The sequence below is a fragment of the Collinsella sp. TF11-5AC genome (assembly GCF_003436775.1).
Classification (GTDB): domain Bacteria; phylum Actinomycetota; class Coriobacteriia; order Coriobacteriales; family Coriobacteriaceae; genus Collinsella.
On the sequence record NZ_QSQO01000033.1, the window covers coordinates 1 to 13,090 of the forward strand.

General features: G+C 61.0%; 12 protein-coding genes and 2 tRNA genes. 1 reads left to right on the forward strand and 13 read right to left on the reverse strand.

What is annotated here, in order from left to right; translation table 11 throughout:
• Nucleotides 1-150 precede the first annotated feature (150 nt).
• The 13 genes from lysS to asnB form a co-directional block, all read right to left on the reverse strand.
• Nucleotides 151-2,115 carry a lysine--tRNA ligase gene (lysS, locus tag DXD16_RS09865; RefSeq protein WP_117655962.1) on the reverse strand — a complete coding sequence of 655 codons (1,965 nt, stop codon included), beginning with the start codon at nt 2,113-2,115 and terminating at the stop codon, nt 151-153.
• 78 nt (nt 2,116-2,193) lie between these two features.
• The gene (gene greA, locus DXD16_RS09870; protein ID WP_117655963.1) at nt 2,194-2,664 is read right to left on the reverse strand and encodes a transcription elongation factor GreA; all 471 of its coding nucleotides are present in this window, start codon (nt 2,662-2,664) and stop codon (nt 2,194-2,196) included.
• Nucleotides 2,665-2,770: 106 nt separating this feature from the next.
• Entirely contained in the window at nt 2,771-3,046 is a 276-nt protein-coding gene (gene tatA / locus DXD16_RS09880) for a twin-arginine translocase TatA/TatE family subunit (protein WP_158556872.1), read from the reverse strand.
• Nucleotides 3,047-3,158: 112 nt separating this feature from the next.
• Nucleotides 3,159-3,235: transfer RNA gene (locus tag DXD16_RS09885), tRNA-Pro, on the reverse strand.
• A 49-nt stretch (nt 3,236-3,284) separates the two neighbouring features.
• Nucleotides 3,285-4,181, reverse strand: a complete 897-nt coding sequence (gene ispE / locus DXD16_RS09890) for a 4-(cytidine 5'-diphospho)-2-C-methyl-D-erythritol kinase (protein ID WP_117655965.1) — start codon at nt 4,179-4,181, stop codon at nt 3,285-3,287.
• Nucleotides 4,182-4,183: 2 nt separating this feature from the next.
• Nucleotides 4,184-4,480, reverse strand: coding sequence for a Veg family protein (locus DXD16_RS09895; RefSeq protein WP_006234957.1), 297 nt, complete (start codon nt 4,478-4,480; stop codon nt 4,184-4,186).
• Nucleotides 4,481-4,663: 183 nt separating this feature from the next.
• On the reverse strand, nt 4,664-5,110 hold the full coding sequence (gene dtd, locus DXD16_RS09900) for a D-aminoacyl-tRNA deacylase (RefSeq protein WP_089572532.1): 447 nt from the start codon (nt 5,108-5,110) through the stop codon (nt 4,664-4,666).
• A 3-nt stretch (nt 5,111-5,113) separates the two neighbouring features.
• Nucleotides 5,114-5,755, reverse strand: a complete 642-nt coding sequence (gene rdgB, locus DXD16_RS09905; protein ID WP_089572533.1) for an RdgB/HAM1 family non-canonical purine NTP pyrophosphatase — start codon at nt 5,753-5,755, stop codon at nt 5,114-5,116.
• A 140-nt stretch (nt 5,756-5,895) separates the two neighbouring features.
• Nucleotides 5,896-6,621, reverse strand: coding sequence for a ribonuclease PH (gene rph, locus DXD16_RS09910; RefSeq protein WP_117655966.1), 726 nt, complete (start codon nt 6,619-6,621; stop codon nt 5,896-5,898).
• Between the two features lie 54 nt (nt 6,622-6,675).
• A complete protein-coding gene (murI, locus tag DXD16_RS09915; protein WP_117641054.1) occupies nt 6,676-7,560 on the reverse strand; it encodes a glutamate racemase in 885 nt (294 codons plus the stop codon).
• 51 nt (nt 7,561-7,611) lie between these two features.
• Nucleotides 7,612-8,523 carry an HAD family hydrolase gene (locus DXD16_RS09920; protein ID WP_117635958.1) on the reverse strand — a complete coding sequence of 304 codons (912 nt, stop codon included), beginning with the start codon at nt 8,521-8,523 and terminating at the stop codon, nt 7,612-7,614.
• A gap of 107 nt (nt 8,524-8,630) precedes the next feature.
• Nucleotides 8,631-10,193, reverse strand: a complete 1,563-nt coding sequence (locus DXD16_RS09925) for a Mur ligase family protein (RefSeq protein WP_117655967.1) — start codon at nt 10,191-10,193, stop codon at nt 8,631-8,633.
• 112 nt (nt 10,194-10,305) lie between these two features.
• Nucleotides 10,306-12,186, reverse strand: coding sequence for an asparagine synthase (glutamine-hydrolyzing) (gene asnB / locus DXD16_RS09930; RefSeq protein ID WP_117563808.1), 1,881 nt, complete (start codon nt 12,184-12,186; stop codon nt 10,306-10,308).
• 187 nt (nt 12,187-12,373) lie between these two features.
• On the opposite strand from asnB, the gene DXD16_RS09935 reads away from it, so the two are divergent.
• Nucleotides 12,374-12,449: transfer RNA gene (locus DXD16_RS09935), tRNA-Val, on the forward strand.
• Nucleotides 12,450-13,090: the final 641 nt, after the last annotated feature.

The window sequence follows — 13,090 nt, forward strand, 5'->3', positions numbered from 1 at the left end:
TGCGGCGCGCTGCGCGCCCCGCACAGGCTAAAGCCTGTAACGAAAGGGCGCTGACCTTCTGGTCGCGCCCTTGAAGTTGAACGTCAGATTGCCCAAATGCGGCCCGCGCAGCGTCGAGCCGTTACGCGGTTCGTAGAACCGCGTAACTAGTTAGTACATCTTTGCGCCGGCAGGGATGGAAGCGTCGAGCTGAATCAGGTTGAGACGCTCCTCGCCCTCCTCCTCGTGGATGGCGCTGATGAGCATGCCGCAGCTGGGGATGCCCATCATCTTGCGCGGAGGCAGGTTGGTGATGGCGAGCAAGGTCTTGCCGACCAGGTCCTCGGGCTCGTAGTAATCGTGAATACCGGAGAGGATGGTGCGATCGGTGCCGGTGCCGTCGTCGAGCGTAAAGTTCAGCAGTTTCTTGGACTTTTTGACGGCCTCGCATGCCTTGACCTTCACGGCGCGGAAGTCGCTCTTGGAGAAGGTATCAAAGTCGACGAACTCCTCAAACAGCGGCTCAACGGCAATCTTGGAATAATCAACCGTGGGCTTAAGCGGCTTGACGAAGGGGCTCGCGGCGTTGCCGGCCTCGGCGGCCTTGGCAGCAGCGGCACCGGACTGGAAACCCTTCTCGGGCTTCATGTGCGGGAACAGCAGCACGTCGCGGATGGAAGCTTGGTTGGTGAGCAGCATGACCACGCGGTCGATACCGATGCCGATGCCGCCCGCGGGAGGCATACCGTACTCGAGGGCACGCACGTAATCCTCGTCGTACTCCATGGCCTCGTCGTCGCCGCCGGCCTTCTCGGCCATCTGGGCGGCGAAGCGCTCGGCCTGGTCGACCGGGTCGTTGAGCTCGGAGAACGCGTTCGCGTACTCGTGGCCGGCGATGACCAGCTCAAAGCGATGGGTCAGGCGCGGGTCATCCTCAAAGCGCTTGGCAAGCGGGCTAACCTCGATGGGGTAATCGCACACGAAGGTGGGGTTGACGATGGTGTCCTCGCCCAGCTCGTCATAGATCTCGGCGATGATCTTGCCGGCGGTCCACTCGGGCTTGATCTCCAGGCCCTTCTCGCGCGCGGCGGCAGCAAGCTCCTCAACCGGTGTGTCGATGGTGACCTGCTTACCAATAACGTCAGAGACGATATCGGTCATGGAACGGCTTGCCCACTCACCAGAAAGGTCGATGGTCTGGCCCTGGTACTCAATAACCTCGGGATTGCCGATAGCCTTGTTAGCGGCCTTAATGACACCCTGGGCGAGCGCCTTCATGCCCTCGAGATCGGAGAAGGCGCGGTAAGCCTCCATCGTGGTGAACTCGGGGTTGTGGGTGAGGTCCATACCCTCGTTGCGGAAGATGCGGCCGATCTCGAAGACGCGCTCAAAGCCGCCGACGATGCAGCGCTTGAGGTGCAGCTCGGTGGCAATACGCAGGTAGCACTCCTGATCGAGCGCGTTGAAGTGCGTGATGAACGGCTTGGCAGTAGCTCCGCCCTGGATGGTCTGCAGGATAGGGGTCTCGACCTCCATGTAGCCATCGGACTCCATAAAGCGGCGGAACGTGGAGAGGATCTGCGAGCGCTTGCGGAAGGTCTCGCGAACGTCGTCGTTGGCGATCAGGTCGACATAGCGCTGACGATAGCGGGTCTCCTTGTCGGAGAGACCGTGAAACTTCTCGGGCAGCGGGCGAACGGCCTTGGACAGCAGCGTCGCGCTCTTGGGGGCAACGGAAAGCTGGCCACGCTTGGTGCGCACGACCACGCCGGTCACGCCAAGGATATCGCCCAGGTCGAGGGCCTTGAGCGTATTCCAGGCGGCCTCGTCCATATCGTTGATGCGGCAGAACAGCTGGATCTCGCCGGTCGCGTCGCGCACGACAATGAACATGATCTTGCCCTGACCGCGCTTGGCGACCACACGGCCGCCGATCTTCACGACGTCCTCGGTGTCCTCGCCATCGGTGAGCTCGGCGTACTTAGTCTCGATGTCGACGACGTAGTCCTCAATCTCGGAGTGCTCGGGATAGGGGTTCTGGCCCGCCTCGAACAGGGCGGCGCGCTTGGCCAGGCGCGTGGCGCGCTCGTCGTTGAGCGTCGATGCCTGCTCGGCGGCGTTCTGGTTCTCTGCCATAGTTAGCTCCTCAAACTAAAACGCTCCCCAGGATTCGGTCCCAGGGAGCGAAAACATACCTTTACGCGGGACCGTGGTCTAGCGTGCGATCTTGGCGATGGTGTAGATGCGGGTCTTGCCGGAAGGCGTAACGACCTCGACGGAGTCGCCCTCGCCGTGACCAATGATGGCGTGGCCGACCGGAGACTCGTTGGAGATCTTGTGCTCGAGCGAGTTGGTCTCGGTGGTACCGACGAGCGTGACTTCCATGACCTCACCGTTGGGATCAATCAGAGAAACGGTGGAACCGATGGAGACGGTCAGATCGCCCGTGGTGGCAGCAACCTGAGCGTTGGCGAGGATGGCCTGAATCTCGGCAATGCGAGCAGCATTCTGGGCCTGCTTGTCCTTGGCGGCGTCGTACTCGGAGTTCTCCGAAAGGTCGCCGAACGCGCGGGCTTCCTTGATGTCCTCGACGATCTCCTTGGCGTAATCGCCCTCACGCCAAGCGAGCTCCTCGACGAGCTTCTGGCGGCCCTCAGCGGTCAGTACGATCTGGCTTGCGTCCATACGGATATCTCCCCAACTATGATGTAACGATCAACTGTCAACAAAACGAAAAAGACCGGCTAGCCTGCGGGCAAGCCGGTCAGGTGCTCACCCCAAAGGGATGGGACTACTCTGCGTCCGCGTCGCTGTCCTCTGCCTGCTTCTTCTTGGCAGCAGCGAGCTTGGCCTCGAGCTCAGCGATCTCCTTGTCCTCCTCGGACTGCTCGACCACGACCTCCTCGGCCTGCTTGGTTTCGCCCTTATCGTCGCCCTCCATACCCTCGCGGATATTCTTGACGGTAGAGCCGAGGGACTTGCCGAGCTTCGGCAGGTTCTTGGGCCCGAAGATAATCAGGACAACAACGAGAATAATGATGAGCTCAGGAGCCCTCAGTCCAAACATGTAGACCTCCACAATACAGCGAGACAAGCTCGAATGAGTATACCGCGGGTGTCGCGGTATCACAACAATAGCTAAAAAAAGGGACCGCAAGAAGCGGTCCCTCCTCATGCTCTGGTCGGGTTGACTGGATTTGAACCAGCGACCCCTGCGTCCCGAACGCAGTGCTCTACCAAACTGAGCCACAACCCGTTAGCTCGACTATAGTAACAAAGATTTTCGCCGCGTGCTAGAGAAATTTTTATTTCTTTGGCGCTTCAATGCGAACCGTGTTGGGAATGAGCTCCGTCGCGCAGGACCACCAGCCGTTTTGCAGGGCAGCGTCGGCAAGCCTTTCGGCCGTGACGGCGGTGTCGCAAATGGCAAACGAGCAGGCGCCCGATCCGCACACATCTACAGCAACGGCGCCGTCCCGTTTACGCAGCCAATCGAGCACCGTTTGAATCTGCGGCTCCATCTGTGCGGAAATGACACCCAGGTTGTTATGGATGAGCGCATATGCCGTCTCGGCATCGCCAGCACGCAAGGCAGAAGCTATCGCGCCGGGCTTGTCTGCAGGCACTGGGGCCTCGTCAAAACGTCGATAGGCTTCAATTGTTGAAACGCTTGCCTCGCGCGGCTTGACCAGCACGACGGGTGTCGCAGGTAGTACGGGGTACTCGGTGGCCAGCACGTCTCCCCCACCCACGTAAAACGCAGGGCTGGCATGCAAAAAGAAGGGAACGTCAGCGCCAATGCCCCGTGCAATGTCGTCGAGCGCGGGGTCGGTGCGATCAATTCCCCAGAGCTCCGCCAAGGCAACAATGACCGCGGCCGCATCCGTCGAGGGGCCGCCCAAGCCGGCGCACAATGGAATGCGCTTCTCAATCGTCACGCAGATGTTTGCCTCGCGACCATAATGCTCGGCCATAGCAGCGGCTGCACGATACGCCGTATTCTTTTGCATGGGAAAATCGGATGCCGGAACCGTCTGAACGGTCAACGCCTGCGCCGGGGTGACCGTCACGGTATCGGCTAGACCGACGGCTGCCATCAGGGAATCGACTCTGTGATAGCCGCGGGCGTCGCGCTCGGTATGAACTCCCAGATAGAGGTTAATCTTTGCCGGCGCGGTAAGGATGAGGGACCGATCGGTCACCGTTAGTGCTCCTCGAGCTGGTTGCCGAGCGGGGTAAAGATATGCTCGCCGCTCTCGGGGTCGAACAGCTCGACCTGACCGGTGAGGACATCGATATACTGGTAGGACTGACGCGACTTGCGCCCGCGACGTTCGTCAACCTCGACGATAAAGACGGCGGGGTGGACGCTCTTGATGGTGCCCATGCGCTCGACGACGCGGGTGCGGCCCATGTTGGCCTTCACCTTAACGCGATCGCCCACCATATCGGTCAGCTTCTCGTGGATGTCGTCGACGTGATTGACTTCCATCTCTTCCATGAACAGGGCCTCCAGAAGGTGCAATTCAAAAAGGGGATAATACCCCTAAGATAGACAAAACTCTAATACTATAGCACCCTGCTGCCGCCATACGCAAGTAGCTAAATAAACCCCGTCCCAAATACGTACCAGACGACAACCTCGCATGACCAGTTGTTACGCGGTTTGGTAAAACCGCGTAACCTAAAGGTTGTCCGTGTCCAAGACGATGGTGAATGGGCCGTCGTTGACCAAGTCGACTTTCATATCGGCGCCAAAGATGCCGTGCGCCACGTGTTCGACATCTTGGCGAACGAGCGTCAGGAAGTACTCGTAGAGCTCGTTGGCGACATCGGGGGCGCCGGCATCCGTAAACGATGGGCGGCGGCCGTGACGGCAATCGGCGAACAGCGTGAACTGCGACACTACGAGAACCTCGCCGTCGACATCGGCAAGTGCCAGGTTGGTCTTGCCGTTCTCGTCCTCGTTAATGCGCAAGCCCCGGAGCTTGCCCCACAGTTTATCGGCCTCGGCGCGCGTGTCGCCGTGGCCCACGCCCAGCAGCACCAGATAGCCGCGCCCAATTTTACCCACGCACTCGCCGTCGACCGTCACGCCGGCGTTGAGTACGCGCTGCACCACCGCACGCACGGCTTACTCCTCGCCCGTCAGTTTGGCGGACAGATGCTCGAGCGCATGGAATCGATGGCTGATGGCGTTCTTCTCGTCCGCCGTCAGCTCGGCCATGGTCTTGCCCGGCGTGTCGACCGGCAGGAACAGTGGGTCGTAGCCAAAGCCATGATCGCCGCGGCCCTCGTGTGCGATAGCGCCCTCGCAGGCGCCCTCGCCATAAGTGACCAGGCCGTCCGTGTCGATAAGCGCGACGACGCTCATAAAACGCGCGGTGCGGTCCTCGTCGGCCACGCCCTCCAGATTCACGAGGAGCTTGGCGTTGTTGGCGGCATCGTCGCCGTGCACGCCCGCATAGCGTGCGCTGTACACGCCCGGCTCACCGTCCAGGGCATCAACGACCAGGCCCGAATCGTCGGCGATGGCCATAAGCCCCGTCTCCTCTACCGCGGCCTGCGCCTTGATGATGGCGTTCTCCAAAAACGTCGTGCCGTTTTCCTCGGGGTCCTCAAAATCACCCAGCTGACCCAACGCCACAAAGCGAACCTCGGGCATGACCTTGCCCAAAATGGCCTCGATCTCGGTGAGCTTATGGGCATTGCCCGTTGCCACGACGATGGTCGCCGCCGGGTCGAGGGTGTCGATATCGATCTTCTCTAGTGCCATGACTGGCTTCCTTGTCTCTATAGCAATGCCGCCCAAGGGAAACTGGCCTCGAGCCCTCTCCCCTCCCTGGCGACAGAAACCTTATACTTCGACGTTTTCCCAGATAAAACCTACCAAAATTAACATCCCTTTTTGGCAGGTTAGGCGAGGGCTTGGCGCTGAAGCTCGATGAGCTCGGCAACGCCCTTGTCGCCCAGGTCGAGTAGGGCGTTGAGACGCTTACGGTCGAAGGGCGCCTGCTCGCCGGTACCCTGAAGTTCGATCATCTCGCCGGTGTCGGTGGCGACGAGGTTCATGTCGACTTCGGCGTGGCTGTCCTCGGAATAATCGAGGTCAAGCAGCGTATTGCCGTCGACAACGCCCATAGAGATGGCAGCAACCTGGCCCGTGAGCGGGATGCGCTCGATCTTGCCGGCCTCGACCCACATAGCAAGGGCGTCGTGCAGCGCCACCCAGGCACCGGTAATGCTCGCCGTACGCGTGCCGCCATCCGCCTGGATCACATCGCAGTCGACGGTAACGGTGTACTCGCCGAGCGCCTTCATGTTGACGACGGTACGCAGGCTGCGGCCAATGAGGCGCTCAATCTCCATGGAGCGGCCCTTGCGGTTGGCGTGCTCGCGCTTGCAGCGCTTGCCGGTCGATGCCGGCAGCATGGCATACTCTGCGGTTACCCAACCGGCCTTGGCACCCTTGCGCCAGCCCGGCACGCCCTCCTCGATGGTGGCGGCACAAAGCACGCGCGTGTCACCGAACTCGGCAAAACACGAGCCGTGGGCGTGCTTCATGACGCCACGGGTGAGCTTAACGGGGCGCAACTCGTTGGCGGCGCGACCGTTGGCGCGGTTGACCTGCATGTACTCCATAGAAAAATCCTTTCGGCAAAAGGTGTGGCGAAGGCCCTGACGGCGGCCTTACATCTATTTCAGCTCATCGATATCGATATGTTCGATGCTCTTGAGCGGCTGACCAAAGATAAAGCTGCCCGCCACCGCAAACTCGGCAATGTTATCGGCCGTCGTGGCAAAACGATGCTGCGGCTCGGCGGCGTCGCCCGCCAGCTGCTCGCGGCGCGTGAGGATATCGGTCAGCTCGCGCGTGGTCTCCTCGGCGGAACTTACGACGCGCACCCCAGGCCCCAGCGCATGCCGGATAGGTCCCACCAACAGCGGAAAATGCGTACAGCCGAGCACCACGGTATCGATACCGTGGTCGCGCAGCGGCTCAACCGTGGCACCCACCAGCGCACGCACGGCAGGCGTATCGAAGATGTCCTCGTTCTCGAGCCACTGTTCCTGCAGATGTGCACCCGAGGCGAGCTCGTGTTCGACAACCTCGACAAAGCTCGAGGCAGGACAACCGTATACATCGACGCCGGCATCTAGATCCTGAATGGCGCGCGTGTAGGCGCCCGAGCGAATGGTGAGGTTGGTGGCGAGCACGCCCACGCGACGCGAACGGGTGCTGTTGATTGCCGCACGGGCACCCGGCGCGATCACGCCGATCACGGGAACGTCGAGCACCTGCTGGGCCAGACGCAAGGCCGCAGCTGTCGCCGTGTTGCAGGCGATGACCATAATCTTGACGTCGTGCTTCGACAGCCAACGGCCCGCCTGCAACGCAAACGAGCGCACCTCATCCTCGGTGCGCGTGCCGTAGGGGCAGCGTTTGGTGTCGCCGAAGTAGTAGACGGACTCGTGCGGCAGCACCGTCGCGATGGCGCGCGCAACCGTCAGACCGCCCAAACCAGAATCGAACACGCCAATCGGGCGCGTGTCGCCTGTCGGATTCTCGATATCGGACATTACCTCACCAGTCTCTCTCGAAAAGACATGTCCAAGTGCGGCGACGCCGCGCTACGAACGCGCCGCGACCAGCAGCTCTGCCGTCGCCGCCCAACCGTCGACAATTTTGCCGCGCGTAACGAAAGCGTTCTCGCAAGCAGCCAGGAACTCGGGCGCGCCGGCGCTCGTCAGGCCATTCTCGACCAGGCAGAACGTGCCCACGTGATCGGCCATGTAGAAGTCGGACTCGGAATCGCCGAGCGCGAGCGTCTCCTCGCGCTCAATCCCCAGGTGCTCGCAGAAGCGCGCGATGGCAACGCCCTTGTTGAGGCCGGCGGGATTGATGTTAAACGCGCGACCGTCCTCGACGCGATCGAGCTCGAGCGTCGTCGGCTTGGACAGATGCGTCAGGTGACCGTTACAGGCCCACACCAGGCCGCAGCCGGCCTCGTCCAGGATGGCCTGGACCTCATTGTCGGGCACATCGCCGCGCATGCCGACGGTGACCTCGCGGTACTTGTAGCCGGTCGACATGTCGTTGTGATACTCGATCTTGTGCGGCCAGCGGGCAAGAATCTTCTCGCACACGCCGGTCTGCTCGATCACCTGGTGCGGAGTAAGGCCGCAGGCGGGGTCGTAAGGCATGTCGCCAGTCAGATACTCCCAATCGTTGGCTTTGAGGTCGTACATGACCAGGCCGCCCATCTCACCGATGTAGGAGTTGAGGCCGAGCACGCGCGCATCCTCGTGGATCATGGTACGGTTGCGGCCCGAGGTGGGAACCACCTGAATACCAGCGCGGGCAAGTGCCACGACGGCCTCGACGAGTTTGGTCGAGGGGTTACCGTCGTTGTCGCGCAGCACGCACGAGCCGGGCGCGAGCATCGTGGCATCCAGGTCGGTAAAGACGTACTTGACCTTGGCCAAGCGCTCGCGCATCTCGCCCGAAAGCTCGGCAACGGTCGGCAGGGTGTTGTGGGACATGGTTACTCCGTTTACGTAGAAGGGTTTGGACTTGGACGGCATGTTTTGATTGAGGGAACACGCTTATGGCGACAGCGCACTCAGGGCGCCGCCGCCATCATGGTTCATTAGTCAAACTGGGTAACATCGATCAGGCGATTGGCCAGCGAAAGGTCGCTCTCGATGGGCACGAACTCGTCGCCCACGTGCATGAGCTCCTCGTCACCCTTTGCCAGCAGCAAGACAATGGTGGGAGCATCGGGGTTGACGTACTCCTCGCGCGCCGCCTTGAACGCCGCATGCACAGCGGCTTCGCGATCGAGGATGATCTTGTTCGGCGTATCGTCGGGAACATGTTCGGCAAGCTCGCGACAGACCTTCATCGGGTCCTCGTGAGCCGGGTCCTCGTTGGCAAAAATCATCAGGTCGGAATATGGTGCGGCCTCGCGCGGAAGCTGCTCGCGGCGCTCCTGCGCCTTGCCGCCGGCAGCGCCAAACACTGCAATGACTGGGCTAGTGGGAAACGCGCGCTTGACCGACGAGAAAAGCGAACGGAACGAAAGCTGGTTGTGCGCATAGTCAACGACGCAGATCACGCGGCCGTCCTTCGACTCCACGACCTCCATGCGGCCCGGCACACGAAGCTTGGAGAGGCCCTTCTTGATGGCATCGATACCGATGCCGATCTCGTGCGCAGCGGCGATAGCGACCAGCGCGTTCTCCACGTTAAAGTCTCCCGCGATACCCAGCAGGATCTTCTCCCCCGCCTCGGACTCGTCGGCACACAGGCCATGCAAGTTGAACTCGATGCTAAAGCCGACCATGCGCACATCGCTCGCCCACAGGCTTGCCTCGGGATGCTCGACGCCAACGGTCACCAAGCGCTCGGCCGTCGACGCTGCCTCCAACACACGGTCAACCTCTTCGGTGCCCAGATTCACCACGGCGGTCTTTGCCTGGTCAAAGATCCTGAGTTTGCTCTCAAAATAATCCTCAAACGTGGGGTGTTCGATCGGCGAGATGTGGTCACGGCCGATGTTGAGGAAGCACGCCACGTCAAACGGCAGATTCTCGACGCGTTGGTACTTGAGCGCCTGGCTCGAGACCTCCATGACCATGGACTGGCGACCTGACGTGCGGCAGTTGGCGATATGGCGCCAGACCTCTGGGGCCTCTGGCGTGGTATTGGTGCTCTCGTAGCACTCGATACCATCGTCGGTACTCACCGAGCCGATCATGCCGCAGGACTCGCCCGCCGCCTTGATGATGGACTGAAGCATAAAAGCGGCCGTGGTCTTTCCCTTGGTACCGGTGATGCCCACGATCTTGACGTCGTGGTCGGGACGGTCGTAGACCTCCGGCGGCAACAGGGCCATGGCCGTGCGAACGCTATCAACAACCAGCATCGCAGCACCGCTCTCCTGCGCCAGCGGCTCCAGAGACTCGACCAGCAACTCTTCGCACACAAATGCGACGGCACCCGCATCGAGCGCCATGCTCAAAAACGCGGGCTTAAAGGCAGCACCTTTGCAAAAGAACACGTCACCTGCCGAGACCGCGCGCGAATCAAACGAGCAGCCGGTCACGGCACGCTCGTCAACCTGCTCTGATGCGCGCAGCTCGCCGCACACATCGAGAAGCTTGGCAAGCGTATCGACCGTGGTCACGGTCGCGGAATCCGAATGGTGCATCTTTCGCCTTTCTCAGCCATTTGGCAGGGACGGTTTTTATAGTAACTGAAACGCACCCACGCAAAAACGGCTCCCGGAGGAGCCGTTACGCGCAGGCGTTCGTAAGCCGAGGCTAGGCAGCCTGAACAGCGGGCTGGTCCTCGTCGATAAAGAAGCGCTTGTACCACACCAGGAACACGAGCGGCGTATAGATCTTGCGCTGGAAATCGCCCTTGCCCGCAAAGTGCAGATCGAGCAGGTGCATGAGCTCGTCGGTATCGAAGAACTCGCTTGCCCACGGCGCGGTGAAGTACTCCTTGACATAGTCGTACCACTTTTGCTCGCGCAGCCAGTAGACAATCGGCACCGGGAAGCCCACCTTGGGACGGGTGGCCCACTCATCGGGCAGCGACTTGTTGGCAGCGTGGCGGAGTACCTGTTTGTTGCCGTTCTCGTTGATGCGGTAGCGGTCGGGAATGTGCTCGGCGAACTCCATGACTTTGCGGTCCAGGAAGGGCACGCGCAGCTCCAGCGAGTGCGCCATGCACATCTTGTCGGCCTTGAGCAGAATGTCGCCCGGGAGCCACATGTTCATGTCCAGGTACTGCTTCTTGACCAGCTCGGGCTGACCCTTCACGCGCGCATAGATGGGAGCGGCAAGCTCGAAGGCGCCATCGCCGGTGTTGTACTCGGGCTTGAGCACGCCGTCGACCTCGCGCTCCGGCCATACCAGAGCCTGTCCCAGGAACGACTTCTCAGGGATCTCGGCACCCTTGACCAGGAAGTTATGTCCCTTGAAGTACGGCATATGCAACGCCAGGTTACCGAGCGCGCGACGGATGGGCAGCGGCACCATCTTTTTGTACTTGCGGACCGGGACCGTGTCCTCGTAGTAGGCGTAGCCGCCAAAGAGCTCGTCGGCACCTTCGCCCGAAAGCACGACGGTGACGTCCTTGCGGGCCATCTCGGCCAAGAACCACAGCGGCACAGACGACAGGTTGGACTGTGGCTCGTCCATGTGATACTGAATGTCCTCGAGCGCACCGAAGAACTCGTCGGCGGTGATCATCTTGCGGACATTCTCGACGCCGAGCTTATCGGAAAGTTCCTTGGCGTAGTTGGTCTCGTTAAAGTTCTTGTAATCGAAGCCCACCGAGAAGGTCTTGTCGGGCATGAGGCAAGCAGCGATGTAGCTGGAGTCGACGCCGCCGGAGAGGAACGACGCGACCTTGACGTCGGCGATGCGATGGGCCTCGACGCTCTCGTGCACGACCTCATCCAGCTCGTCGACGTACTCCTCGAACGGCTTCTCGACGGCAGAGTAATCGCAATCCCAGTAGCGCTCGATGTTCATCTTGCCGGTCGGGATATCGACGGTAAAGTAGTGCGCCGGCGGCAGCTTGTAGACCCCCTCGAAGAAGGTCTCCTCGGTTGCCGAATACTGCAGCGTCATGTACGGACGCAGGGCCTTTTTGTTGACCGCCTTGTGGAAGTGCGGGTAGTCCAGGAAGCTCTTGATCTCGGAACCAAAGAGCACGCCCGGAGCGCCGTCGCCCGCATCGGCCATGGGATAGTAGTAGAGCGGCTTGATGCCAAAGATATCGCGGGCGCCAAAAAGCTTGTTCTTCTTCTTGTCCCAGATGACGAAGGCGTACATACCGCGCAAGCGATCGAGTACCGCCTCGCCCCACTCCTCGTAGCCGTGCAGGAGGCTCTCGGTGTCGGCGCCGCAGTGGAACTTGTAGCCCTTGGCCTCGAGCTCGGAGCGAAGCTCCTGGAAGTTGTAGATCTCGCCGTTGAAGACGATAACGACGCTGCCGTCCTCATTGGCCATGGGCTGAGCGCCGGCCTCGGTCAGGTCGAGGATCGACAAGCGGCGGAAGCCGAGGGCAACGCGGCCGTCGATAAACTGGCCGCCCATGTCGGGACCGCGATGGACAATGCGGTCCATCATCTTGGTGAGCACCTCGGATTGGTTATCCGTCCCACCGACAAAACCGACAAAACCGCACATATACTATCCCCTCTGCTGTTGCTGGGTATCAAATCGAATCAGTAGCTTTTGAGTATACCCGAGGGCGTAAAGAGGGGCGGAATGTTCAGGCAATCTCAACTGAATCAGCTCCGCGCCGACACGCGCCGGTTACCTTTAATGGATATGAGGTGAATGGGGCGATTGTTTTGCTATACTCTCTCCGCACGGGCGATTGGCGCAACGGTTAGCGCAGGTGCTTTACACGCACAAGGCTGGGGGTTCGAATCCCTCATCGCCCACCATTGAATTGGAAACGGTCCTCGCAAGGGGACCGTTTTTGTTTGGGCCCAGCGCATGGGATTCGAACCCGACAGGGTGCGAAGCTGAGGAAACGCGAAGCGTTTTCCAGCGCAGCACGCGAGGAGCGGAGCGACGAAGCGGGGCGCGGGCGGCGCCAGCCGCACGCGGACATCCCTCATCGCCCACCACTGATTTGATAGGCTCCCAGCTATGGGGGCCTTTCTTTTTTGGGCCCAGCGCAGCACGCGAGGGCCGTAGGCCCGAAGCGAGAGCGGGCGGCGTCAGCCGCACGCGACATCCCTCATCGCCCACCACTGATTTGATAGGCTCCCAGCTATGGGGGCCTTTCTTTTTTGGGCCCAGCGCAGCACGCGAGGGCCGTAGGCCCGAAGCGAGAGCGGGCGGCGTCAGCCGCACGCGACATCCCTCATCGCCCACCACTGATTTGATAGGCTCCCAGCTATGGGGGCCTTTCTTTTTTGGGCCCAGCGCAGCACGCGAGGGCCGTAGGCCCGAAGCGAGAGCGGGCGGCGTCAGCCGCACGCGACATCCCTCATCGCCCACCACTGATTTGATAGGCTCCCAGCAATGGGAGCCTTTCTTTTTGGCTCTGTTAGACCAAATTTGACACGATCGGCTGTTC

Coding starts and splice junctions, on each gene's coding strand:
- lysS (WP_117655962.1), bottom strand. CDS start 2,115: ATGGCAGAGAACCAGAACGCCGCCGAGCAGGCATCGACGCTCAACGAC.
- greA (WP_117655963.1), bottom strand. CDS start 2,664: ATGGACGCAAGCCAGATCGTACTGACCGCTGAGGGCCGCCAGAAGCTC.
- tatA (WP_158556872.1), bottom strand. CDS start 3,046: ATGTTTGGACTGAGGGCTCCTGAGCTCATCATTATTCTCGTTGTTGTC.
- DXD16_RS09895 (WP_006234957.1), bottom strand. CDS start 4,480: ATGGAAGAGATGGAAGTCAATCACGTCGACGACATCCACGAGAAGCTG.
- rdgB (WP_089572533.1), bottom strand. CDS start 5,755: ATGGCACTAGAGAAGATCGATATCGACACCCTCGACCCGGCGGCGACC.
- rph (WP_117655966.1), bottom strand. CDS start 6,621: ATGGAGTACATGCAGGTCAACCGCGCCAACGGTCGCGCCGCCAACGAG.
- murI (WP_117641054.1), bottom strand. CDS start 7,560: ATGTCCGATATCGAGAATCCGACAGGCGACACGCGCCCGATTGGCGTG.
- DXD16_RS09920 (WP_117635958.1), bottom strand. CDS start 8,523: ATGTCCCACAACACCCTGCCGACCGTTGCCGAGCTTTCGGGCGAGATG.
- DXD16_RS09925 (WP_117655967.1), bottom strand. CDS start 10,193: ATGCACCATTCGGATTCCGCGACCGTGACCACGGTCGATACGCTTGCC.
- asnB (WP_117563808.1), bottom strand. CDS start 12,186: ATGTGCGGTTTTGTCGGTTTTGTCGGTGGGACGGATAACCAATCCGAG.